Below are 23117 nucleotides of genomic sequence, written 5' to 3' on the forward strand. Positions count from 1 at the left end.
CAAATAGGGGTGTTGAAGCCGATGGGTTGGAATCGGGTGATCGAGAGGTCTGGGTCCAGTGACCGAGAGATTCTGATCGGGCGATCGCGAGGTCTGGGTCCGGCGATTGGGTGATGGGACTTCAAGAGCGAGGAGACAGGTCACCGAGCGAAGTGAACTGGATTTCATGGGGTCACATGAATGCAAACGTGACACGGCGTACCGCAGTGAGCCGCACGTGGATCCGTCCTGTAAGGGAACCTCCAGGATGGTGGTCGGTGCTCGCCGCGTTCCCGTAACTACCTATGTAAGTTGTTCAGGATGGGTCGGGTCTGAAGCGCTGGTGGTCCAGCCCCATGCTTGGTCGACATCCCGGCAGCCTGTGTGCTGGCTCTCGTCCCTTGATGCCTCGTCCCTCGATGCCTTGCCCCGTTCGGCGCCGCTCAAGGGGTGACGGCGAATCGGTAGGACTGCCACCCGGTGCCGCCCCGATCGTCGCGGAGGACCAGCCAGAGACGCACCTCACCGGGGGTGTCGGGCGCGGTCCAGGTGTTGTCGGTCGTCGTCTCGGCCTCGTCTCCGGTGCGGCCCGTGCGATCGGCGTCGAAGGCGCCAGCGGTGGCAAACCACGAGACGAGGAGCCCTTCGCGGCGGCGCTGCACGGCGGCCGCCTGGGCGTCAAAGGCGACGTAGAACTCGGCGCCCCTGCAACCGCGCGGGGCGGTGCAGTCGGCGGGACAGGCGGCGAGGTCTTCGTCGAGCGTGCAGAGACCGTCGCCACAGACGGGTTCCTCTGGGCACGAGGGCCAGGCAGCGCGCAGAGAGAGCGTCTCGCCGGCGCGCACGGTTGCTGCGGGGTTCTGGCCGGGATCTGGCGTTCCGGTGGGCTCCTCCGTCGCTTCGGGCGTGAGGGGCTCGTCGATGCCGTCGTGACGCCACGCGAGGGTGAGCTCGGGGTTCTCGTTGGCGCGGTAGCGGCTGCGCAGCTCCGCAGCCTGGGCAGGCGTGGCGCCGGCGACGCCACAGGTGATGCGGGCGCCGTAGGTGGCGTAGGTGTCTCCGCCGTCCTCGCGGAGGTGCAGGCGCACGGGCTGGTAGAAGCCGCCGGTGAGATCGGGATCGACGGCGCGTCCGGCGGGCTCTCCGGCGACGGGTGGGGGGCGATCGGGACCGAAGAGGCGGCAGCCGTCCTCGGGCAACGAGCCCCCGGCGTGCAGGCCTTCGCCGAGCGGCAGGAGCGTCGGATCGTCTGGGCGGAGACAGGTGGAGGCGATGGTGCCCGGCTCGGTGAGCGGCTTCCGGGCGATGCAGAAGGCCCATCTGATCGTCGGGAACGCGCTGCCTTCAGGCGAGGCATGCAAGGCGCGGAAGGTGATGGGGGCGCGCGGTGCTGCCTCGGCGGGCTCGGCCTGGACGGCGAGGAGGCGGGGGGCGAGGAGCTGCGAGGGGCGGCTCTCCAGCTCTGGCGTGCACGCCGTGAGCGCGCTCAGGGCAAGCGCGGGCAAGCTGAGTGTGCGGAAGACGTGCCTGCGGAGAGCATGCATGCGGAGAGTACGTGCGCCGTGGCCGAGCTTTGCACAGCTCACCACGAGAACCTCGCGCCCAGGGAGGGGAGGATCGGCAGGCCCGTGATGAAGCCTTTCTCGCCGTAGTCGTAGCTGTACACGATCTCCTCCGGGTTGCTGCGGTGGGTGACGTTCTGCACGTCGAGGTAGATCTCCAGCTCGGTGGAGCCGAACCGGAAACGCTTCGCAGCGCGGGCGTCGAGCTGGACGAAGGCGGGGATGCGCTCGGTGTTCTGGGGGCCGAAGACGGGCTGGTAGAGATCGCGCTGGGCGTCGTAGGTGGCGCCGACGACCGGTGTGCGCGGCATGCCCGAGGCGAGGCGGAAGCGTGCGCCCAGCTCGACGCCCCAGCCGAGTTCGTAGGTGGCGACGGCGGTGAGCACGTGGGTCTGGTCGTAGTCGAAGAGCCGGACGCGGGAGGCTGGCCGATCCTGGCGTTCGCTGCGCATCAGGCTGTAGGTGATCCACCCGAAGAAGCCCGAGGCGATCTCCTTGCGGACGAGGATCTGCACGCCGTAAGCGCGGCCGCGGCCGTCGGGGACGAGGGCCTCGGCGAGGAGCGGCGCGGGCAGGGGGCTGCGGGCAGGGAGGCCGCTGGACGCGGAGTAGAAGGCAGTGAGCTCGGTCGAGAGGGTGGTGGTGAGCCGGTAGAGGGCGCCGACGAGGACGTGGTGCGCGCTGGCGGTCGAGAGGAGGGGGCTGCCGAAGACGGCGGAGAGGTCTTCGGGCTGGGGTGGCTGGTGGTAGAGGCCGTACGCGGCCTTGACGCGGACGCGCGGGGAGAGATCGGCGGTGATGGCGAGGCGGGGTTCGAGGACGATGTCGGCGGTGGCGTGGCCGATGCTCGGGGTGTCGCCTTCGCGAGGAGTGCGGCGGCTGCCGGAGATGACGTAGGGCTCGAAGCGGAGGCCCGGGATCACGTGGACGCGATCGCCGAAGAGCGCGAGGTCGGCCTCGGCGAAGGGGGCGGCGCTGGCGATGACGGTCGACCAGGTGTCGACGTTGATCTGGTCGGAGGGGGGCTGCCCGAAGACACGGATGTCGCCTTCGCGTGGCGGTGCGGTGATCGAGCCCGCGCGCTCGAGGGTGGTGCGCGCGGCCTCGGCGTCGAGGCCCACGGTGGTGGAGAGGAAGGGGCGCGGCTTTCCGCGGTAACTCGCGCGCAGGCCGAGGACGGTGGTGCTGGCGGTGAGCGAGGCCGGGGTGCCGCCGAAGTGGTTGGTGAGGGAGGTCTGCTCGGTGCCGCCCCAGGGGGTGACGGTCACCACGGCGCCGTCGTCGGCGTCGTGGCGGTAGCGGAGGTAGGCGCGGTTCCAGGTGACGCTGCGGGACTCACGCTTGCGCTGCGATGGATCGGCGCTCTGCACCGTGCGATCGATGAAGTCGCCGGAGAGCATGCCGCCCAGTTCCACGGAGCTGCGGTCGGAGAGGGCGTGGGTCACGCGGGCCTGGCCGTCGTGGTAGCGGGGGATGGGGAAGAGGACGCCGACGTCTTCTGACGTGAAGGCGGGGAGGAGGGCGTCGAGGTGGCTGCGGCGCGCGGCGACCGCGAAGCGCCATGTCTCGTCGACGGAGGCGCGGACCATGGCCGAAGCGTCGAGGAGATCGGCGGCGACGGCACCGTGGAAGCCGTCGTCCTCCAGGGGGCGGAGCTGTACGGAGACGAGGCCGCCGAGGCCGCGGCCGTAGGGGGATCCATAGCCGCCCGGGGACAGCTCGACGGAGCGGACGAGATCGGAGTGAACGACGGAGCGCAGGCCGCCGTGGTGGTAGAGCAAGGGCACGCGCACGCCGTCGACGTAGACGCGGGTGTCCTGCGGCGCGGCGCCCCACACCACCAGCTGGCCCGTGCCGACGGTCGCGCGGCCGACGCCAGGGAGGTTCTCGACGATCTTGAGGACGTCACCTTGGGTGCCGGCGACGCGCCGGCCCTCGTCGGCAGAGATCTCGCTGGAGACGACCTGCTTGCGATCGACGGGCGCGGTGACGACGATCTCGAGGTCGTCGGGCACGTCGCCGCTCGGTGCAGGGCCGTCGAGGGGCGCCCCGTCAGGGGTCGGTGGTGGGCCGTCGTCGTCGGGCGCTGGAGGCTCGGGGAGGGGGTCGGGCGCGGGAGCGGGCGAAGGGGGCTCGTCGCGCAGGACGAAGTCGTAGCGGTAGTGGATGCGGATGGCGGCGGGCTTGCCGTCGATCTCGGCAGGCTCGAAGAGGAAGCGGCGCACGGCCTCCTGCGCTGCGGCGTCGAAGGCGGGGCCGGCAGACTCGACCACCTCGACGAGATCGACCGTTCCTGTGGCGCTGATGCCGATGCGCAGGACGACGGAGGCGGCGCGGCCCGCAGCCTTCTCGGCCTCGGGATAGGGCGCCTCGACGAACTGGAGGACACGAGGGGGGCGCGTGAGGCGCGGGGCGGCGTTCGTCGGGGTGGGCTGCGCGCTGGCGGGGAGGGGGACCGCCGCGAGTGCTGAGAGCGCGGAGAACGCGGTGGCGATCGCCAGGCCGAGCGTGCGGGCGTCCATGCGACGCGGGGCGAGGGGACGGCTCATAGAGAGAAGCGCATCGCGATCACGAAGGTCGCGCTCACGGGCTTGCCGCAGCGGGTCGCGGGCTCGAAGCTGCCACTCCGCGCGGCGCTGAGGGCGGCTTCATCGAGGCCATGGCCGAGGCCAGAGAGGATGCGCGCACCGGTGATCTGGCCGTCGGCACCGACGGTGACCTCGACGCGGACCCGGCCCTCGACACCCGCTTCGCGCGCGCTCGCGGTGTACGCAGGCTGAGGGACGCGCTTGGGCTTCGGTTTGACGACGGCCTCGGTGCAGTCGTCGACAGGGCGAGGGGCCAGGGCCTTCGGGGGAGGTGGCGTGGTCGCGCTGGGGCGGGGGGCCGCGTTCGCTGCGACGGGCGGGGGGCCACCGCCTGCGGGCACGGCCAGGCCAGGGCCAGCGCCGCCGCTCAAGCTGAGGCCGAAGTCCGGCAGGGCGTCGAGGGCGGCGGAGGTGGGGCTCGGCGCCTTTGCCTCGGGTGGGGGGGCCTCCGCCTTCGGCTCGGCGACGGTGCGGGCCTTTGCTGGGCGTGGCGGCGCCTTCTCTTCGGGCGGTGGCGGGAGACGAGGGGCCTCGATGGGCTTCGGGGGCTCCGGAGGTTTCTTCGATTCGGTCACCGAGATGGCGATGTTCTCCCGCCGCTCGCGCTGCTTGATGGTGAGCACCGAGGCCGCGAGGAGCGCGTGGACGGCGATGCTCGCAGCGTAGAGCAAGGAGGTGCGCGGCATGATCGGTCCGGCCTGCTAGAGCGAGCGCTCCACGTTGATGGCGAACTTGCTGATGCCCTCGACCTTGGCGAGATCGATGACGTGGACGACCCGGCCGTGGGGAGCAGCCTCGTCGGCGCTGACGACGAGGTTCACCTCGGTGCCGCTCCCCTTGGCCTCGCGGAGCTTCTGCACGAGCTGCACCTCGGTGACGGGCTCGTTGTTGAAGTAGAGCTGCTGATCCTTCGTGATCGTCACCGCGGCGAGCGTGGACACCGCTTCGTCGCTGCTCGCGGTCTTGGGCAGCTCGACCTTGAGGCTCTGCGAGACGATGTACGTCGCGGAGACCATCATGATCACCAGCAGCACGAGCACCACGTCGACCATGGGGGTGACGTTGATGCCGACGATTCCACCTCGTCCTCGTCCTGGTTGTGTGCCAGCCATGGAACGCTCCCTCTCTGCTCCGGCGGGCTACGCCTCGGCCTCTGCCGTCTCCGCAGTGCCCCGGCCGTTCTGGATCTTCCCGTGCGCCTGGCTCGACCGCGGCACCGCGTCGTCGTCCGTCGTGGTGGAAGCCTCTGGCGCACGCTCGGTCTTCTTCGGCGCAGCAGCACCCTGCGCTTCGCGTGCCTTGAGGGAGGCGGTGACGAGCTTGCTCAGGCTGTTCACGCCGGCCTCGATGTCGCCGATCTTCTTCTGGAGCACGTTGTAGGCGATGACGGCGGGGAGCGCGACGAAGAGGCCGACGCCCGTGGCGATGAGGGCCTCGGCGATGCCGGCCATCACGTTGCCCATGGCGTCCTTGTTTCCCTGATCGCCGAGCTGGCGGAACGCTTCGATGACGCCGAGCACGGTGCCGAGCAGGCCGACGAAGGGCGCGTTGTTGCCGAGGGTGCCGAGCAGGTTCGCGCCGCGCTCGAGGTCCTTGCGGGTCTCGGAGAGCTCGCTGTCGACGACGTCGGCCACGGCGGCGGCGCCACCGTGACGCCACCCGAGGGCGGTGCGGACGACCCGGGCCTCGATGGACCGGCTCGCCGCGAGGGCCACGTCGGCGCCGTCGAGGTCGTCGTCGCGGAGTGCGGCGGCGAGTCGGCTTCGGAGCTTGCCGAGATCGTCGCGGTGACGTCGGAAGAAGAGCCAGCGCTCCAGCATCGCCGTGAACGAGACGACGCTGAGGGCGATGAGGAGGTAGAGCACCCAGGTGCTGCCCACGAGGGCGACGCGAAGGAGGCGATCGACGATCACGAGGGGGTCCCTTCCATGGTCATCACTGGAACGAGAAGGCGGTGACGTAGAAGCCGAGCTGGGTGCCACCATTGGCGTGCAGCGCGAGCACCTGGCCGGGGACGCGGAGCGCCTCGGTGAGCGTCTCGCCGCCGTCTTCGCGCGGGGTGGGCAGGTGCAAGGAGACCTCGAAGGTGACGGCCTGCTCGCCGCAGGCGTCGTGGAGGTTCACGTAGACGAGGTACGGCCCGTGCTCGGGGGGGGCCTGCCAGACGATGTTCTCGCGGGTGGGAGACGCCGCGAGGCAGCCCGCGTTGGCGTCACGATCGAACACCCCGGCCTCGTCGAGCGATGGCGTGGTGCCGGTCTGGCCCGCGGGGGCGGTGGTGGGCTGCTTGGGGCTCGCGATCTTGCCCGAGGGCGTGACGAGCACGAGATCGAGGTCGGCGGCGTTCGACCAGGCGAGGGAGAGCACGGCGCGCGGCGGGGCGAGGGTCGGGTCGCACGTGCTGAGGTTGTCGGGGATCGGCGCGGTGACGCAGGTGGTGATCTCCGCCTGGGTACCGGCGCGGCCGGCGTCGTCGAGGGCGGCAACGCGGAGGGGATGAAGTCCAGGCGCTGCGTCGTGGGCGATGTCGAGGTGGACGGTCCAGGTCAGCTCGCCGTTCGCCTGGGGGTCCGGGCCGCCCACCGGGACCACCCAGTAGCCGGTGCCGAGATCGGCGAAGCGCAAGGCGACCGCCACGGCGTCGGTCGTGGTGCGGCCATGCAACGTCTTGCCCTCCTGACCGGGGCGCACGACGTTGTTCACGCTCTCGATGACGGTGACGCGCGGCGAGAGCTGCGCCTCGCCGGAAGGGACCGGAGGCGTGCCAGGCAGGGCGCCTTCCTTGAAGGTGCCGCCCGGGACCCGCAGCGGCTCGTCGAGTCCGAGCCACGCGGGTTCTCCGGTGCAAGCTGCAAGGAAGGCCACGAGTGGCAGCGTGGAGAGGGGACGTGCTCGACGCGCGCGGTGGTCGGGTGGGGTGCTTCGCGTCAGCGCGTGGCGCCGTCTTGCCGCGGGAGCCGTATCCGGCGTCGTCCGCTTCATAGCTCCACCTGCAGGCGGAGGGTCCAGCGGTCGTTCTTCAGGTCGGTCGGAACACCGCGCGCATCACGCGCCAGCGCGTCGAGGATGGCGTCGTACTGGAAGAGCAGCCGTGCGCGGTTGGGGAGCACCAGCCCGGCGACGGGCGAGAGCGTGGTGATGCCCTGGGCCGTGGGGACGAGCTTGCCGCCGCGGGGGTCGAGGAAGTCGGCGTTGGGGTTGTAGTGATCGACGCGGAAGCCGGCGATGCCGAAGCGGGTGATCTCCTGGACGAAGGCCCCGTAGTAGAAAAAGTGGCGGACATCGACGCCGGCCGTGATCGGATCGGCGGGGTAGAGGCCGCGATCGAGGTTCTGGGCGACCCCGGCCTCGCCGTAGAGCATCGCTTCACCGAGGGGCGTGCGCAGGCGGAGCTGGAGATCGAGGCCGACGGCCCACCGCGTGAAGTTCTGCGAAGGAGTGGCCGCAGAGCCGGGCAGCGCGGTGACCTCGCCGGGATCGACGGCGGAGTTCTCGTTGAGATCACGCCACTGGAGCGTGCCCTTCGTCGCCTCCTGCCCCGGATGGAAGCCCGTTCCATGCAGCGCGGAGACGCCGCCGCTCACCCGGAAGCCTGGGGTCGCTCGGGTGTCGATGCCGAGCCGCGCGACGACATCCTTGGCGGCGTTGGGATCGCGCGCCGGCCGGGAGGGGCGGTCGTCGACGGGCTCGCCATTGAGCACGGCGAGTGCGTACCGGAAGAAGCCCAGGCCGCCGGAGAGCCTGGCGCCGACATCGGGCTCGCCCGGGAAGAACGCGAGCGAGGCGACGGAGCGCTCCATGAACACGCGCTCCCGTGCGGAGTCGACCAGCTCGAAGCCGAAGGGGATCTCCGAGAGGCCGAAGGTGATCATGGCGAGCGGGACGCCCCCTTCCTGGCGGACGCCGCGCGGCCTGGGCTCTCCATTCCAGTCGCTCTGGCGCAGGAGGAGCGAGGCCTCGGCGCGGCGGGCGCCGAAGATGGGACCGCGGGTGGTGCTGCCGTCGAGTTCGAGGCCGAGTTCGACGTACCGCCAGCCGGCGTCGAGGCGGAGGCGGCCCCGGCGGACGAGGAAGCGATCCTGGTTGAGCAGGACACCGCCCTGCTGGATCTGGTCTTCGGAGTCCTGGTGGCTCTCGTACTGCGACTGCACGTATGCCGACAGGCGGAACGCGCCCGGCGCGAGCAGGGTGTCGAAGAAGGAAGGGGACGCCGGCTTCTCTCCCGGAGGGGCAACGGGCTGCGCAGCCGTCGCGGTGCTGTCTCGGGGCGTGGGAGGAGAGGCGGAGGCGCTGCCGGGCGCCGTGACGGCGAGGGCTTCGAGCGTCTGGAGCCGCTGCTGGGTGGCCCGCAGTTCTTCGCGCAGGGCATCGATGGGCGAGGGAGCCGACGGGGGAGTCTCTGTCGTCGCTCCGGGGGGCGCGTTCGCCGTCTCTGGGGCCGGCGCAGAAGCCGCACGGGCCGCGCTGGGCGTTGCAGCGGCGGCAGGCGGGCCCGATGGAGAAGGCGCCGACGAAGGGGGGGCAGACGTCGGGGGAGGCGCTGATGGCGCAGGTGCCGATGGCGCAGGTGCCGATGGCGCAGGTGCCGACGGTGCAGATGCCGACGGTGCAGGTGCCGACGGTGCAGGTGCCGACGGAGGACGTGCAGGTGCCGGCGTGGGCCGCACGGGCGCTGGGGCCTGAACTGGAGGTTCTGGCGCGGCAGGGATCTCGACGTCCGCGTCGTCGTCGTCCGGCGGTGGAGCGGTCTGGGCTCGCGCTACCGTCGAAAGCAACGGAAGCACGGCCGCGAGCAGCGTGACGGCGAGGAGCCTCATGAGGATGCTGCTGCCCTGGGGGTCACGGCAGGGGGGGCAGCGCGCCGCCGTTGAAGAGGGGCAGGCGCGCAGTGTCGTCGAACGGTGAGCACTGGGCGTCGGTGCACGCGTTGTGGAACTGCGTGTCCGTCGCTGGATCGCAGGCGTAACAGCCGTCGGGGCCCAGGCAGGCCGGGTCGACGCCGCCGGCCCCACCTGCGCCGCCCACGCCGCCGCCTCCTCCGGTCCCAGGGCCCGAGGTCGTGGCATTGAACACGGGCGGCTGCTGGTTCTCGGTGGACGAGCACGACCCCAGGCATGCGGCGACGGCGCCCACGACCAGGAGGAGGAGAAAGGGGGCCCGAGGCGGGAACGATCGGAGGCTCATGTCAGTAGTCCTCGCAGTAGCCGCGGCGGCATGCAGGCGCGCTGTCCGGGCACTCGCTGCTGTCGGTGCAGGCCTGGCAGGTCGTCGCCCCGGTCGCGACACGCTCGAAGTAGCAGCCGCACGGATCTTCGGGCGCGAAGGAGGCGAGCGGTCCGACGTCCCGATCTCGCTGCACGCGCATGGCGCAGCTCGGGATGGAGCCTGCAGCGATGGTGATCGCCGGGACGTCGACGCCCGAAGGCGGGGGAAGCGCGCCTGTGAAGTAGCCGATGAGCCGCGCTGCAGCGGGGTTCGTGGGGGCGCCGTTGCTGCCGAGCCGAGTGAAGAAGTGAAGGGCGCCCCAGAGCGGGTAGTGCCCGTCGCGCACGTTCCTCTTGTCGAAGCCCGTCGCCGTGCTGCTGGGCCAGTAACCGCAGGACTGATCGCTGTGCTGGTAGGCCAGCACATTGATCACCGACGCATTGGCCTCCGCCACCTCACCGGAGACGAACCCGATGGCGCGCTCGGGTGCGGGTGACCCGGAGACGAGCAACACGGTGTTCGGATTGGTCAAGGCATCGACGCCCTTGAGGCGCTCCACGGGCACGCCGATGGCGAGCGCGATGATGATTGCGGCGGCCGAGTTGGGGTCGCGCTTGATGATCTGCGACTCGTCGACCCAGGGCTGAGCCTGGCCCGTCTCGCCGAAGCCATAGACGAAATAGGCCGCTGCCGCGCTGATGGTGGTCTGGCTCGACGCTTTGGGCACGATGAAGACGAACGGGTTCACCGGCCCCTGGAAGTCCCCGACGTTCTGAGGCAAGGCGTCGATGCCCGGGCAGTTGTCGGCGAACGTGTTGGCGACGCCGACGTCGACGTTCGCGCCGGTCAGCGGAAGATCGCACGTCTGCTCGACGCCCGCCGCGTCCCAGTAGCTGGCGGTGCCGGTGATCCGGGTCCCTGCGATGACGTAGTTCGGGCCGTGGCAGGCGCCCGGCGCCTGGTAGATGAAGGTCTCCGGCGGGGTCGCCTGGGAGAGCGCCTGTCCGAGGCGCGCAAACAGCGGCCGCGGCGCGCTCCCGCCAATCCCGTAGATGGGGCTGGGCAACGTCGCGCAATCGGCAGCGAGCGCGGCTGCGTTCACCGTTCCGATGGTGAGCGCAGCCATGACGGCGACGCCGAGCCGTCTCGGCGCACGTGGGCGATGGACCATGGAGGGGATCCTCTTGGCTTCCTCGGTGACGATGAAATGCCGGTTTGCGGTGAGATTCAGGCAATGCTGCGAGCACGTGCGTCCGCGCGCACGGCGTAGCTATCATCCGTTAAGATAGAATATCGATCCATGATGGCGGACAAAGCAATGGCTAAATGTCCTCGATGGCGGAACTGTGTCCGTGATGACGGATGATTGCGTGAGTGCCGCCAGATGCGTGCTGTGCGGAGCACGAGGTGGTGGAGCGGCGGTGGAGGGGAGGAAGGTGCGGCACGGAGGCTGGTCGGGGAGAGGGGAGCGGCACGGAGACCGGCGGGGGGAGGGGGAGCCGGGAACGTGCGTCAGGCGTGCTGGGAAGCAGCCCAGTCGCTCCTCGATGGAGCGCACGCAGGTCCGGAGTGCGGGGGGGAGCGTGCTGGCGATGGTGCCGACTCGGCCAGCCCACCGAGTCAGCACGCCAGGGCAAGGGAGCCCCGGCGCGTGTCCTATTCTGCCCGGCCCGTGACGAGGACGACCTTGCCCTTCACGGCGCGGGCTTCGATGGCCCGGAGGGCGTCCGCTGCCCGCTCCAGCGGGAAGCTCTCGGACACGAGCGGTCGGATGCGTCCCTCGGCGAGCCAGCGCAAGAGTTCCTCGAGGCCCTCGCGATACCGCGAGGGCTCCCGCGTGGTGAACATCCCCCAGAACACGCCCACGATCTGGCAGCCCTTGAGGAGGGTCAGGTTCAGGGGGATGCGCGGGATCTCGCCCGCGGCGAAGCCCACGACCAGGAACCGCCCCTTCCAGGCGATCGCGCGCAAGGCCGCCTCCGAGTAGGCGCTGCCCACCGGGTCGTAGACGACGTCGGCGCCCTCGCCGCCCGTGAGCTGCTTCAGCCGCTCCTTGAGATCCTCGCGGGCGTAGTTGATGACTTCGTCGGCGCCGTGCTCCTTGCAGAGCGCGAGCTTGTCGTCGGTGGAGGCGCAGGCGATGACGCGGGCGCCGAGCGCCTTGCCGATCTGCACCGCGGCGAGCCCCACGCCTCCGGCGGCGCCGAGCACGGCCAGGGTCTCACCCGCGTGGAGCGCGGCCCGATCGACGAGGGCATGGTACGAGGTGCCGTAGGCCGTGAGAAAGGCCGAGGCGGTCACGAGATCGATGCCATCGGGGACTGGCGTCACCCGGGCTTCGTCGACGACCAGCTCCTCGGCGAAGCCGCCCCACACGGCGGAGCCGATGACGCGATCCCCGGGCTTCACCCGGGTGACCTGTGCACCCACCGCGCGCACGACGCCCGCGACCTCACCGCCGGGAGAGAAGGGCAGCGGTGGCTTGAACTGGTACTTCCCCTGGGTGATCAGCAGATCGGGGAAGTTCACGGCGGCAGCATGAACGTCGATGAGCACCTCGCTCACGCCCGCGCTCAGGCCGGGGACTTCCTCGACGGCCAGGGTATCGGGGCCCCCGAGGGCCTTGCAAAGAACGGCTTTCATGGTCGGTCATTCCCCTGCGGCGTCGAGGCCGAGCTCGTGGAAGATGAAGCTGTAGACATCGGCGAGTTGCTCGATCTGTGCATCGAGCGGTGTGTCGGCGCCGTGCCCGCCGACGTCGGCCCGGAGAAGCACTGGGCCACCAGTCGACGCTGCCTGGAGGCGCGCTGCCATCTTGCGGGAGTGCCAGGGCTCGACGCGCGGGTCCTCGGCGCCCGTCGGGAAGAGGACCGATGGGTACTTCACCCCATCCTTCACGTTGTGCAGTGGTGAATAGGCGAAGAGCGCCTTGAACTGCGCCGGATCCTTCACCGAGCCGAACTCGGTCACGTTGAAGGCGCCATTGGGCGAGAGTTCTACCCGGAGCATGTCGTAGATTCCCACGTAGGAGACGACGGCCCGGTACATCTCGGGGTGCTGGGTCAGCGCGGCGCCCATCAGCAAACCACCGTTCGATCCGCCGATGATCGCCAGGCGCTCCGGCCGGGTGTACCCGCTCTCCACGAGGTATTTCGAGCAGGCGTAGAAGTCGTCGAAGACGTTCTGCTTGTTCGTGAGGTTGCCGGCGAGATGCCACGCCTCGCCGAACTCTCCGCCGCCGCGGAGGTTGGCGACCGCGTAGGTGCCGCCCTGGTCGAGGAAGAGGCGGGTGACCGGGCGCATGCCCGGCTGAAGGCTGATGCCATAGCCGCCGTACGCGGTGAGCAGCGCCGGCCCTCGACCGTCGAGCTTCATCCCCTTCTTGCGGAGGATGTTGATCGGGACCTTCGTGCCGTCCTTCGACGTACACGTCTCGCGCACGACCTCGGTATCTGCGAAGGAGACGGGGGCGGTCGACGCGAGCGCCGTCTTCGTGACCTTGTTGTCTCTGGCCTGGTAGAGGTAAAACGCCGACGGTTCGACGTAGCTCGTGTTCGAGAACAGGACGTCGTCACCCGCGATGCTCTCCAGCTGGTGGACGGCCGAGACGGGGAGGATGGGCACGTCGCCGGTCTGCTTGCCCTTGAGGTCGAAGACCCTGACCTGCGAGGGACCACCTGCGAGATCGACGACGTAGAGACGGGAGCGGGTGGGGACGATGTCCTTGATCGTCACCTCGCTCTCGGGGACGAGCACCTCGGCCTTTCCGAGATCGGGCTTCGCGGGGTCGATGCGGATCACCTTGCCGCGCGGCGCGTCCTTGCGCGAGACGAGGTAGAGTTTGCCATCGGGCCCGAAGGCGCTGTCCACGATCTTGTCCGGCAGATCGGCGAGGCGCTTCCAGGTGCCACGCGCGTCGCGCAGATACTGCCAGAACTCGCCGCCGTCGCCGTTCTGAACGCTGGCCAGCACGAAGCGGCCGTTGTCGCTCGCGCTCAGCCGCGTCTCGGCGATGCGGGGGAACTCCTTTCCGATCGCGTAAGCGTCCTGTGCCTCCGGCGTGCCGAGCTTGTGGAAGTAGACCTGCTGGAAGAAGCCCAGGTCGCTGTCGGGTCGCTCGCCGGGGTGAGGGTGGCGGGTGTAGAAGAACCCCTTCCCATCGCTGGCCCAGCTCAGGCCGCCTCCCGCCGTGCCGCTGTTCGCGTAGGTCACGACGTCGCCGGTCTCCTTGCCGGTGTCCGCGTCGTAGACGTGCACGGTGCCGTTCTCCGTGCCGCCTTGCGAGAGCGAGACGGCGACCTTCTTGCCGTCGGGTGAAGGGACGAACCAGTCGATCGTGGTGCGCGCCTTCGGATCGAGTTCGTTCGGGTCCACGAGGATCCGCTCCGAGGCGAGGTCGTTCGGCGACTTCAACGTCACCAGGAAGGGCTGCTGCTTGGGGGGCTGGAACTTGGTGGCGAACAGCCGGCCCCCCTTGTACTTCACGCCGTACCAGGCATTCGAGACGGCGTTGAGCATGGTGGCGACCCGGTCGCGCACGGCCTTGCGTGCCGGGAGCGCGTCGAAGTAGGTGCGCGTTCGCCGGTTCTGCTCCTCGATCCAGCGGTCGACCTCCGGGTCTTTCGGTGACTCCAGCCACTGGTAGGGGTCGACGACGCGGACCCCGTGGTACTCGGTGGTGACGGGGCGCATGGGGGTCTCCGGGTAGCGCGATGCCCTGGCGTTGTCGGCGATCGGCGCGGGCGCCGCGGCCGGCGTCGTGGGGGCCGTGGCCGCAGGGCTCTGGTCGCCGCCGCAGGCGACGAGCAGAGACGCGAGCAGGGCGGGGAGCGTGGGCAAGGAGGAGCGGTGCATGGCGGGCGGAGTCTACCCCACGGGTCGCCCTTCCGGGAAAGGGCCCCCTTGACGTCGGGCTCGCTGGTGCCAGAGCCGATGACAGGGGCGCAGGCTTGCCGTCCGTGCCTCGGTCACGCGCCGCGCGGCGTCCGTGCGGCATCGGAAAGGAGGGCGAGGTGGCGCAGCAGCGAAGCAGCGAGGACATCCGCAAGCAAGCGGCACGTGAGGCGACGATTGGCGCTTCGGGTGGCGGCGATGGGGGCATCGAACGACAGCCACCGACGGCCCCGGTCTCGCCCGCAGCGGAAGAGCCGAAGCGGGTGCCTGAAGAAGCTGCGGACATGCAGCCTTACAGCCCTGGAGGGGAGCCGAGGACCTCCATCGAAAAGAAGGAAGGGAGGCCAGCTCAGGGCGCGCCCGTACGGAAGAAGCAGGAGCCGCCGAACTAGGGGGCTGGTCTCGACCGGAGGACCTGTCCCGAGCGCGTGCTCGTGGCGCGAGAGCCTTCGCGGGCCAGGGCGCCGTTGACGAACACCGCGCGCATCCCTTCGGCGAGCCGCCGCGGTGACCTGAAATCGGCGCGGTCACGGACCTCGGCAGGATCGAACACCAGCACGTCGGCCGCGCAACCAGGCTGCAGGCAGCCACGCACACCGTGGAGACCCAGCGTCTCGGCGGGCAGCGAGGCCATCTTCCGCACGCCTTCTTCCAGCGTCACCAGGCCTCGGCGGTGGGTGAGTTCTCCCAGGGCGCGCGCGAAGGCACCGTAGGCGCGCGGGTGGCCGCTGCCAGCGCCCCCGTCGGTACTGATCATCACGAAGGGGTCGACGAAGAGCCGCTCCATGAGGGGCTCGTCCATCACGAAGTAAGCCGCCTCCGCGCCATGAGGGCCGAGATCCATCAGCACCTCCTCGAAAGGAACGCCCCTGGCTGTGGCCACCGCGGCGAGGGTCTTTCCAGCGTGCGCGCCGGTCCCGAACAGCGTCGCCTCCGGGCCGTTGCGCTTCATCACCTTCGCGCGCAGGAACTCTGCGAGATCCTTGCGCCGGCGTTGCTTCGCGCTGCTGTACGACTGCGGCGGCCGCGCGAAGTCGGGGAACAGGATCTCCAGCGAGGTGTAGCTCGCCGTGTACGGGTAGAGATCCGCCGTCACCGAGAGGCCCGACGCGCGCGCTGCAGCGAGCTTCGCCAGGATGGCCTCGGCCCTCGTGGCACCCTTGCCGTAGACCACCTTCAGGTGCGCCACGTGCGCGCGGGCGCCGCTCTTCCGGCACTGCTCGAACAGCTCGTCGAGGGAGCCCTCGATCCGATCGTCGTCTTCGCTGCGCAGGTGGCTCATCACCACACCCCCTCGGGCGCCGACGGGGGCGGCCGCTGCGGCGAGTTCCTCCGGCGTCGCGCTGCGGCCCCCGTCGTACTCCAGCCCCGTGCTCAGGCCGAACGCACCTTCGTCCAGGCCTCTCGCGATCCACGCCGCGAGCCGCTCGTAGCGCCTGGGGCCCTGCTTCGGAGAGCCGATCCCGGCCTCGGCACGCGCCGAGGCGTGCCCGACCAGCGTCGCGACGTTCACCCGGGGCCGCGCTGCCTCCACGGCGGCGAGGTAGGCGCCGATGCGCTTCCCAGGGCTCATCCCGTCCTGACCCACCACCACCGTGGTGACCCCCATGGCCAGCACCTGCTCCACACCGCCACGCGGGTCACCGTGCGCATGGGCGTCGATGAACCCCGGGGTCACCACGGCCCCCGTCGCATCGAGGGTTCGCTCGGCCTTCACCGCGGGATCGACCCGACCCACGAAGGCGATCTCGGTGCCCCGGATCAGGACGTCGGCGCGTCGCCTCGGCTTCCCCGAGCCATCGATCACCTCGCCGCCGCGGATGGCGAGCTGGAACGTCTCGTCGGACTTGAAGGGAGGCGGTTCGAGGGGCGGTGGCGGCTCGGGTGCGGCGAGATCCTCGAGGCGCGCGCTCGCCACGAGAGGTGGCTCGGAGATGGGGGACACTGCTGATATCGCCGCTGGGAGCGCGGCCTCGCGCTGCTCCGAGCCTGGGTCCGTGGGAGGGGGAGAGGACGTGCAGGCGGTGGCAACGGCGAGCCACAGGGAAGCGAGCGGTGAGCGCAACCGCTGAACCCTCGCGCGCAGTTCCCACCACTTCATGTGACGCCCTCTACCCCACGCCGAGGGGACGCTCGTGGCGCAACGAGTCGAGGTGGGAAGGGAGGCTCATGCGTCCTTTCGGTCACGCCACCTGCTCGCTGTCTCTGGCATGACAGCACGTCATGAACCTGGGTCTCGATCATGAAGACGGCCTCGTTGTGCCCGACAAAGAGGCGCGGGCCAAGCGAGGAGAACCAACGCGGAGATCACGGAGGGAGAACTCGAAGAGGCGCGCTCCCACGAGCGTGACGGAGCGAGCAGATTTTGTGACTCCCATGGTCGTGCCGTTCGACGCGAGGCGTGACGGGGGCGCGCCGTCGACGATGTCAGGCCTCCTCTCGCGCGTGCGCAGCGTGCCGTGACCATTGCAGCTTCGTTCACACTTCGACGCTGGAAACGCTGCTTTTTTCGCTTTGCAATGCGGCGAATTTTCGCAGCCGTGATGCTCGCAGGTTCCTGCTGCTTCGTTGCGGCTCGACGCCACCACGTGTTACGAGGAAACCCGAGCTGGGGCGGCGCCCATGGGCTCGTTCTTTTGCCTTCTCAAGAGGTTTCCATGAAGTTCCGCATTGCGTTGTTGCTCCTGGGTTCGCTCGCACTCGTTGCCTGTGGTGGCGATGATGACGGACACGACGACCACGACACGGGCCATACCCACACCGAGACCGATCACGATCCCGAGGCGCACATCTGCGAGCACTTCGAGGAGACCCCGATCGCCGTGGCTGCTGGTGCCGACGCGGCGGCTGCGCCCGTCGAGGAGCTCGATCACGTGACCTACGAGGTCACGCTGCCGCAGGCGTCCGCCGCGTCGAACTACAGCGGCTTCATGGGGCTCACCGTGCCTGCTGGCCACGGCGGCGCTTACGTCGCATTCATCACGACCGCCGCGCCGCTCGCCATCCAGGACAGCGAGGGGAACCCCGTGACCGCGACGTCCACCTGTACCGCCGCTCCCTGCTCCGAGGCTTGTGATCAGATCCTGGGGCGCTACGACGTGACGCTGAACGAGGGGACGTACACGCTGTCGTTCGGGCCGACGTCGGTGAGCACGCTCCGCATCGTCTTCGCCACCGCCTCTCACGCCAAGTAGGGGCTCTCGGCTCGGCTGCGTGAGCCCCTCCGAGCGGGGGGGCTCCCATGGCGCCCAGCACTCGCTCCCTAGGCGTCCGCGAGCCATCTCGCCAGCTCGGCGACGAGCATCTCCGGGTCGACCGGCTTGGACACGTGGGCCTGGAAGCCGGCGGCGAGCGCGGCACCGCGCTCCTGCTCGCGGGCGAAGGCGGTCAACGCCAGGGCGGGCGTGCCCCCTCCTTGCTCCGGCGGCAGCGCGCGCACGCGCCGGATGAACGAAAGCCCGTCCTCTTCGGGCATCCCGAGATCGGACACGATCAGCATGGGCACGAACGCCGGCATGGCCTCGAACGCCTCGCGGGCGCTACCCACGGCGTGGACGGTGGCGCCATTCTGTTCGAGCAGGGTCGCCAGGAGCTCCCGCGCGTCCGGCTCGTCTTCCACCACCAGGAGCCGCGCCCCGAGCAGCGGGGAGGCGGTGGATTCCACCGTCGGTCCATCGGCTGTCTCCGGACGTTCTTGCAGCGCCGGCGTGCGCGGCCGGTCGTCTGGACGTACCGTCGCGAGAGGCAAGCGCACGGTGAAGGTGCTGCCCTTGCCGAGGCCCTCGCTGTGGGCCGCGACGGTGCCGCCGTGAAGCTCCACCAGCGTCCGGCAGATGGCCAGCCCCAGGCCGAGACCGCCGTGACGGCGCGCGCGGCTCGCGTCGGCCTGGCGGAACTGCTCGAACACGAAGGGGAGAAACTCCGGCTGCATCCCTTCGCCCCAGTCGCGCACCTCCACCTCGACCCACCCCTCGGCGCTCCGCAGTGACATCGAGACCTTGCCGCCGGCTGGAGAAAACTTGATCGCGTTCGTGAGCAGGTTCCAGACGACCTGCTGCAATCGCCCCGCGTCGCCGGCGACGGGCCCTGGGTCTTCGCTGAACTCCTCGGACAGCTCCACGTCGCGCCCCAGCGCGAACGGGCGCACCGACTCCAGCGCCGCGGTGAGCACCCCGCGGACGTCGACGACGCCGACCTGGAGGCGCAGCTTCCCGGAAATCGCCCGGCTCACGTCCAGCAGATCGCTGATGAGCTGCGTCTGCAGGTCTGCGTTTCGCGCGATGACCTCCAGCGCGTGCCGCTGCCGATCCGGGGGGAGCCGCCCCCCGAGCAGCATGCGCGTCCAGCCCACGATCGCGTTCAGCGGGGTCCGCAGCTCGTGCGAGATTGTGGCCATGAACTCGTCCTTGTGCCGGCTCAGCTCCTGCGCCTCGCGGAAGCTGTGCGCGCGCTCGATGGCCAGGCTGGCGCGCCGGGCCACCTCGTGCGCGAGGTTCACGTCCTCCGGCCCGAAGCGTCGGTCCGACTCCGCCGTGAGCAGCGACAGCGCCCCCACCGTCCGCCCTCGCACCCGCAGCGGCAGGCAGATCGACGAGCGGTAGCCCAGCCACCGGTACAGCGCCAGCAGCTCGGGATCGGGCAGGCGCTCCTCGAGCATCCCTGGCGGGATCTCGAGCACGATCTCCGGCACACCCGTGCGCACCACGGCCGGGATCCCGTAGGGCGAGTCCATGCGGGGCGGGTAGCGGTGCCACAGCTCCCGGGCCAGCGCGACGCGGACGGGATCGGTGTGGGCCACGCCCAGGCGGCTGAGCGTCCCGTCCTCGTTCAGCATGTCGACGGCCGCCCAGTCGGCGAGCCGTGGCACGCACAGCTCGACGACGCTGGCGATGGTCTTGTGGTAGTCGAGCGAGCCCGCGAGGACCTCGCCCACCCGCGCGAGCACCGACAGCCGCTCCCGGGCCGCCTCTGCCCGCGCCCGCGCCGCCCGCTCCGAGGCGAACAGCTGCACCCGCTCCAGCGCCATGGTCCCCGCCTGCGCCGCGAGCCGAGCCAGCTCCGAGGTCACCTCGTCGAACCCCTCGGGCCGATCCCACGCCAGCGCGAGGACCCCGTGGGCCCGGTCGTCCATGCGCAGCGGCAAGGCCAGGAACGTCTCGAACTCCGAGGTCAGCAGGCCATCCGCCTCGCCTGCTGGCGAGCGCCCAGCACTCTCCGAGCGCTTGTAGGTGACCGCAGCACCCGTGCGGAACGCCTCGCCCACGGGCGTGTCGCTGTCGAGCGGTACATCGGCGAAGCGACGGGCGGCTTCCTCGTCGACGCCGAGCGCGCCTGCCATGCGCAGCGTGCTGCCCCCTTCCTCCACGATGTAAACCGCCGCGATGGCAGGCTCCATCGCGTACCAGGCCTCCCGCGCCAGCGCTGGGCCCACCTCGTCGGGATCGATCACCGCAGCGAGCCGAGCGGTCGCCTCCTGGAGCGCCGCCATGCGGGCCCCGTACGCTGCGGCCTCCGTCCGCCCTCGGCGACGTTCCGCAACGCGCTTGCCGTGTCGTCCTCCATCGACCTCATCGACACGCTCGCTCCTGCGCATCTCAAGAACCTCGGCCGACCGGTTGGCCCCCCGCGTACTGACCCGACTCACCTTTCTTACCATGCGCAGAGGCCCACCGCGCGCCAGCGTGGCCACCTCCGCGCGGCCTGGTCCGCCTGACGGCACCCGCACCAGGGGCGCTTCCTTCAGCGCTCCCTGCGCCGCGGGCGATCCCCTGGCGCCCCTTCCTCGGGGCCATCGAGGCCGGCCGACCGACCCCGCTGCCGACCGCGTTCTACCGTGCTGCGCGCCCTCAGGGTTTCCCTTGACAGGGTAGAGGGACGCTGCTTTTCCTGGCGCCCCCACACGCCCCGCGCACGAGCCGCGCGAACCGTGTGGCCGGGAGCGAGCATGGGCATTCAATGCGGCATCGTCGGCCTGCCGAACGTCGGCAAGTCGACCCTCTTCAACGCGCTGACCCAGACGGCGGCGGCCCAGGCCGCCAACTATCCGTTCTGCACCATCGAGCCCAACGTGGGCGATGTGGCCGTGCCGGACGAGCGCCTGGCGGAGCTCGCCCGCATCGCCCGCTCGGCGCAGATCATCCCGACGCGCCTCACTTTCGTGGACATCGCGGGCCTCGTCCGCGGCGCGTCCAAGGGCGAGGGCCTCGGCAACCAGTTCCTCGCCAACATCCGCGAGTGCGACGCCATCGCGCACGTCGTCCGCTGCTTCGAGGACACCGACGTCGTCCACGTCGAAGGCAAGATCGACCCCATCGCCGACATCGAGACCATCGAGACCGAGCTGATGGTGGCGGACCTCGACAGCCTGGAAAAGCGGGTCGTCTCCCTCGAGAAGAAGGTCCGCGGCGGCGACAAGGAAGGCAAGGAGACCCTGGAGCTCGTCAACCGCACACTCACCTTGCTGCGCGACGGCAAGCCTGCCCGGCTCGTCGAGCGCAAGCCGGAAGAAGAGCGCGCCTTCCGCATGCTCGGCCTGCTCACCTCGAAGCCGGTGCTGTACGTCTGCAATGTGGAGGAGGCGGCCGCGGACAAGGGCAACGCCTTCTCGGCCAAGGTCTTCGAGCGCGCGAAGGCCGAAGGCGCCCAGGCCGTGGTCGTCTCGGCCAAGATCGAGAGCGAGATCGCCATCCTCCCGCCGGAGGAGCAGAAGGACTACCTCGAAGCGGTCGGCCTCTCCGAGCCAGGCTTGAACCGGGTCATCCGCGCCGGCTACCGCCTCCTCGGCCTCATCACGTACTTCACCGTCGGGCCCAAGGAGGCACGCGCCTGGACCATCATCGAGGGCACCCGCGCCCCCCAGGCTGCTGGCGTCATCCACACCGACTTCGAGAAGGGCTTCATCCGCGCCGAGACCATCGCCTGCAACGACTACATGACCCTCAAGGGCGAGGCCGGCGCGCGCGACGCAGGCAAGCTCCGGATCGAGGGGAAGGACTACGTCGTCCAGGATGGCGACGTGATGCACTTCCGCTTCAACACCTGAGCACCGCGCTCCAGGGAGCGCTCACCCTTCTCCGTGGCCTCCTGAAGGCTTCCAGCTTCCCCCGGAGGCCTCCTCAGGCACCTCCTGCTCGTCGGATGCAGGTGGCGACACCGTGCACAGCCCTGGCCTGGCGAGCACCGATGAGCCGTGCGCTGCGTCGCCTCCCGCCGCCGACGCATCCCCGAACCTGCACAGCACGGGATCGGCACGCCGTACGGGCAGCCGCAGGGTGACGTCGTTCCGCCCATTCCCCTTCGGCCCGCCCATTGCACAGCCGCAGCGCAGGTCACGACGCGATGGAGGCGGAGGTCGCCGCCATCTCCCTTCGTTCAACAGAGAGGTCACGTCATGAGCATCATCCTGTTCCTGCTGTTCGGTCTCGTGGTCGGCGCACTCGCCCGGTTGCTCGTCCCCGGCCGTGAACCTGGCGGCTGGGTCGTCTCCATCGTCCTCGGTATCGCCGGCTCGTTCCTCGGCGGCTTCCTGGGTCGCGCGCTCGGCTTCTACCGTGAAGGCGAGGCAGCAGGGTTCTTCATGTCGCTCATCGGCGCCGTCATCCTCGTCGCCATCTACCACGCGGTGGCGAGGCGCGCGCGGAGCTGACGCGCTGACGCGAGGCACGTGGGCCTGAAGTGAGGCCGGTCTGTCGATTCCGTCTCCCCCCAGACGACCAAGGCATGGAATCGTCCGTCGGGTGAATGCAATGACGCGACGTCGATGGAGCTTTCATGTCTGAGCGACAGTCCCGTGTCACCGTCATCGAGGTGACCTATCCGGCCCATCGGGGCAGCATCGGGCTCCGGGGGAACCGGGAACCGCTCTCCTGGGAGCACACGACACCGCCGACCTCCAGCGAGGGCGACCGCCATCGGTTCGCCCTCCAGGTCCTCGAAGGCGAGCTGCTCGAGTTCAAGCTGGTTCGAAACGGCGAGGAGTGGGCCGGAGGGCGCGACTACGTGGTGCATGCCGGTGAGCAGGTCCACGTCGAACCCTATTTCGATCGGCACACGGCGACCCTGCTTCCCGCCGAAGAGCTGGCCATGGGAGACGAGCGCTTGCGGTTCGAGGTGCTCTTGCCGCCGAGCTATGACGAACAAGACGGCAAGCGCTACCCGGTCCTCTACGTTCTGGATGGCCAGGCTCTGTGGAGCACGTCGGCGGATCCCTACGGGGTCTGGAACCTCGAAAAGACGCTGGATCACCTGTTCGAGCTCAACGCCATCGACGAGATCATCGTGGTCGGCATCGACACCGCCGAGCGCCGCCTCGAGCGTTTGAGCCCCACGCCGGATCCCACGCACGGTGGTGGTGGCGGCGAGGCCCACCTGAAGCTGCTCGTGGAGCACCTCGTCCCGACCATCAACGAGCGCTTCCGCACGCGCCCCGAGCGCGAGAACACGGCGCTGATGGGATCCTCCATGGGAGGTCTCTTCTCGTTCTACGCGGCCTGGACTCGCCCTGACGTCTTCGGCAAGGCGGCGTGCCTCTCCAGCTCCTTCTGGTGGGCGAACCGCGAGATGATCCGGCGGGTACAGCACGCCGGGACGCCGGATCCGCGTCCATTTCTCTACCTCGACTCGGGCGCTGCCATGTGCGCCTTCGAGAAGGACCCGCACGTCCGCGATGGCTTTCACCACACCCGCTCGATGCTCCGGGCCTTGCTGCTCCAGGGCTACGTTGCCGGGACCGACCTGCATCGCCTGGCGTTCACGGGCCAGACGCACGACGCCAATGCCTGGGCCGCTCGCGTGGCCATCCCGCTTCAGCTCTTGTTCCCACCGCCGCCTTCCTCGCACGTGCCGCCCGATCATCTGCCCTCGGCGGATTGAGCCCTCCTCGGGTCGAGTG

At 70.0% G+C, this 23117-nt stretch carries 18 protein-coding genes; 5 read left to right on the forward strand and 13 right to left on the reverse strand.

The genetic code is table 11. The features are described from left to right. Nucleotides 1–422: 422 nt before the first annotated feature. The 11 genes from CMC5_RS20910 to CMC5_RS20965 form a co-directional block, all read right to left on the reverse strand. A complete protein-coding gene (locus CMC5_RS20910) occupies nucleotides 423–1565 on the reverse strand; it encodes a hypothetical protein (RefSeq protein WP_156338756.1) in 1143 nt (380 codons plus the stop codon). Next, the gene (locus CMC5_RS20915; RefSeq protein ID WP_082362664.1) at nucleotides 1562–4090 is read right to left on the reverse strand and encodes a TonB-dependent receptor domain-containing protein; all 2529 of its coding nucleotides are present in this window, start codon (nucleotides 4088–4090) and stop codon (nucleotides 1562–1564) included. The genes CMC5_RS20910 and CMC5_RS20915 overlap by 4 nt, the downstream gene beginning before the upstream one ends. Then, complete coding sequence (locus tag CMC5_RS20920) at nucleotides 4087–4815, reverse strand: energy transducer TonB (RefSeq protein WP_050432073.1); 729 nt, start codon at nucleotides 4813–4815, stop codon at nucleotides 4087–4089. Before CMC5_RS20920 ends, CMC5_RS20915 begins: the two co-directional genes overlap by 4 nt. Before the next feature lie 15 nt (nucleotides 4816–4830). Continuing rightward, nucleotides 4831–5241 carry an ExbD/TolR family protein gene (locus CMC5_RS20925; protein WP_050432074.1) on the reverse strand — a complete coding sequence of 137 codons (411 nt, stop codon included), beginning with the start codon at nucleotides 5239–5241 and terminating at the stop codon, nucleotides 4831–4833. Nucleotides 5242–5268: 27 nt separating this feature from the next. Then, entirely contained in the window at nucleotides 5269–6042 is a 774-nt protein-coding gene (locus CMC5_RS20930) for a MotA/TolQ/ExbB proton channel family protein (protein ID WP_050432075.1), read from the reverse strand. 22 nt (nucleotides 6043–6064) lie between these two features. After that, nucleotides 6065–6994 (reverse strand): hypothetical protein, encoded by a 930-nt coding sequence (locus tag CMC5_RS20935; RefSeq protein WP_050432076.1) that lies wholly within the window; start codon nucleotides 6992–6994, stop codon nucleotides 6065–6067. A 113-nt stretch (nucleotides 6995–7107) separates the two neighbouring features. Beyond that, entirely contained in the window at nucleotides 7108–8946 is a 1839-nt protein-coding gene (locus tag CMC5_RS44765) for a hypothetical protein (RefSeq protein ID WP_156338757.1), read from the reverse strand. Nucleotides 8947–8968: 22 nt separating this feature from the next. Beyond that, nucleotides 8969–9313, reverse strand: a complete 345-nt coding sequence (locus CMC5_RS20950; RefSeq protein WP_050432079.1) for a hypothetical protein — start codon at nucleotides 9311–9313, stop codon at nucleotides 8969–8971. A gap of 1 nt (nucleotide 9314) precedes the next feature. Beyond that, nucleotides 9315–10505, reverse strand: a complete 1191-nt coding sequence (locus tag CMC5_RS20955; RefSeq protein ID WP_050432080.1) for a type 2 periplasmic-binding domain-containing protein — start codon at nucleotides 10503–10505, stop codon at nucleotides 9315–9317. Nucleotides 10506–10990: 485 nt separating this feature from the next. Further along, nucleotides 10991–11977, reverse strand: coding sequence for an NADPH:quinone oxidoreductase family protein (locus tag CMC5_RS20960; RefSeq protein ID WP_050432081.1), 987 nt, complete (start codon nucleotides 11975–11977; stop codon nucleotides 10991–10993). A 6-nt stretch (nucleotides 11978–11983) separates the two neighbouring features. Then, on the reverse strand, nucleotides 11984–14188 hold the full coding sequence (locus tag CMC5_RS20965) for a prolyl oligopeptidase family serine peptidase (RefSeq protein ID WP_082362666.1): 2205 nt from the start codon (nucleotides 14186–14188) through the stop codon (nucleotides 11984–11986). 158 nt (nucleotides 14189–14346) lie between these two features. On the opposite strand from CMC5_RS20965, the gene CMC5_RS20970 reads away from it, so the two are divergent. Next, nucleotides 14347–14619: a hypothetical protein gene (locus CMC5_RS20970; RefSeq protein ID WP_050432082.1), complete on the forward strand. Its 273-nt coding sequence runs from the start codon at nucleotides 14347–14349 to the stop codon at nucleotides 14617–14619. On the opposite strand, the gene CMC5_RS20975 is transcribed toward CMC5_RS20970, so the two are convergent. Beyond that, nucleotides 14616–16328 (reverse strand): N-acyl-D-amino-acid deacylase family protein, encoded by a 1713-nt coding sequence (locus CMC5_RS20975; protein WP_082362667.1) that lies wholly within the window; start codon nucleotides 16326–16328, stop codon nucleotides 14616–14618. The genes CMC5_RS20970 and CMC5_RS20975 overlap by 4 nt on opposite strands. A 556-nt stretch (nucleotides 16329–16884) precedes the next feature. Between CMC5_RS20975 and CMC5_RS20980 the strand changes: the two genes are divergently transcribed. Further along, nucleotides 16885–17421 carry a hypothetical protein gene (locus CMC5_RS20980; RefSeq protein WP_050432084.1) on the forward strand — a complete coding sequence of 179 codons (537 nt, stop codon included), beginning with the start codon at nucleotides 16885–16887 and terminating at the stop codon, nucleotides 17419–17421. Nucleotides 17422–17489: 68 nt separating this feature from the next. On the opposite strand, the gene CMC5_RS20985 is transcribed toward CMC5_RS20980, so the two are convergent. Continuing rightward, nucleotides 17490–19820 (reverse strand): ATP-binding protein, encoded by a 2331-nt coding sequence (locus CMC5_RS20985; RefSeq protein WP_050432085.1) that lies wholly within the window; start codon nucleotides 19818–19820, stop codon nucleotides 17490–17492. Nucleotides 19821–20171: 351 nt separating this feature from the next. Between CMC5_RS20985 and ychF the strand changes: the two genes are divergently transcribed. The 3 genes from ychF to CMC5_RS21005 all read left to right on the forward strand — a co-directional run bounded on the left by ychF (nucleotide 20172) and on the right by CMC5_RS21005 (nucleotide 23098). Continuing rightward, a complete protein-coding gene (ychF, locus tag CMC5_RS20990) occupies nucleotides 20172–21269 on the forward strand; it encodes a redox-regulated ATPase YchF (protein WP_050432086.1) in 1098 nt (365 codons plus the stop codon). A 348-nt stretch (nucleotides 21270–21617) separates the two neighbouring features. Continuing rightward, nucleotides 21618–21872, forward strand: coding sequence for a GlsB/YeaQ/YmgE family stress response membrane protein (locus CMC5_RS21000; protein WP_050432088.1), 255 nt, complete (start codon nucleotides 21618–21620; stop codon nucleotides 21870–21872). 125 nt (nucleotides 21873–21997) lie between these two features. Next, the gene (locus CMC5_RS21005; RefSeq protein ID WP_050432089.1) at nucleotides 21998–23098 is read left to right on the forward strand and encodes an alpha/beta hydrolase; all 1101 of its coding nucleotides are present in this window, start codon (nucleotides 21998–22000) and stop codon (nucleotides 23096–23098) included. Nucleotides 23099–23117: the final 19 nt, after the last annotated feature.

The organism is Chondromyces crocatus (assembly GCF_001189295.1).
GTDB lineage: Bacteria > Myxococcota_A > Polyangia > Polyangiales > Polyangiaceae > Chondromyces > Chondromyces crocatus.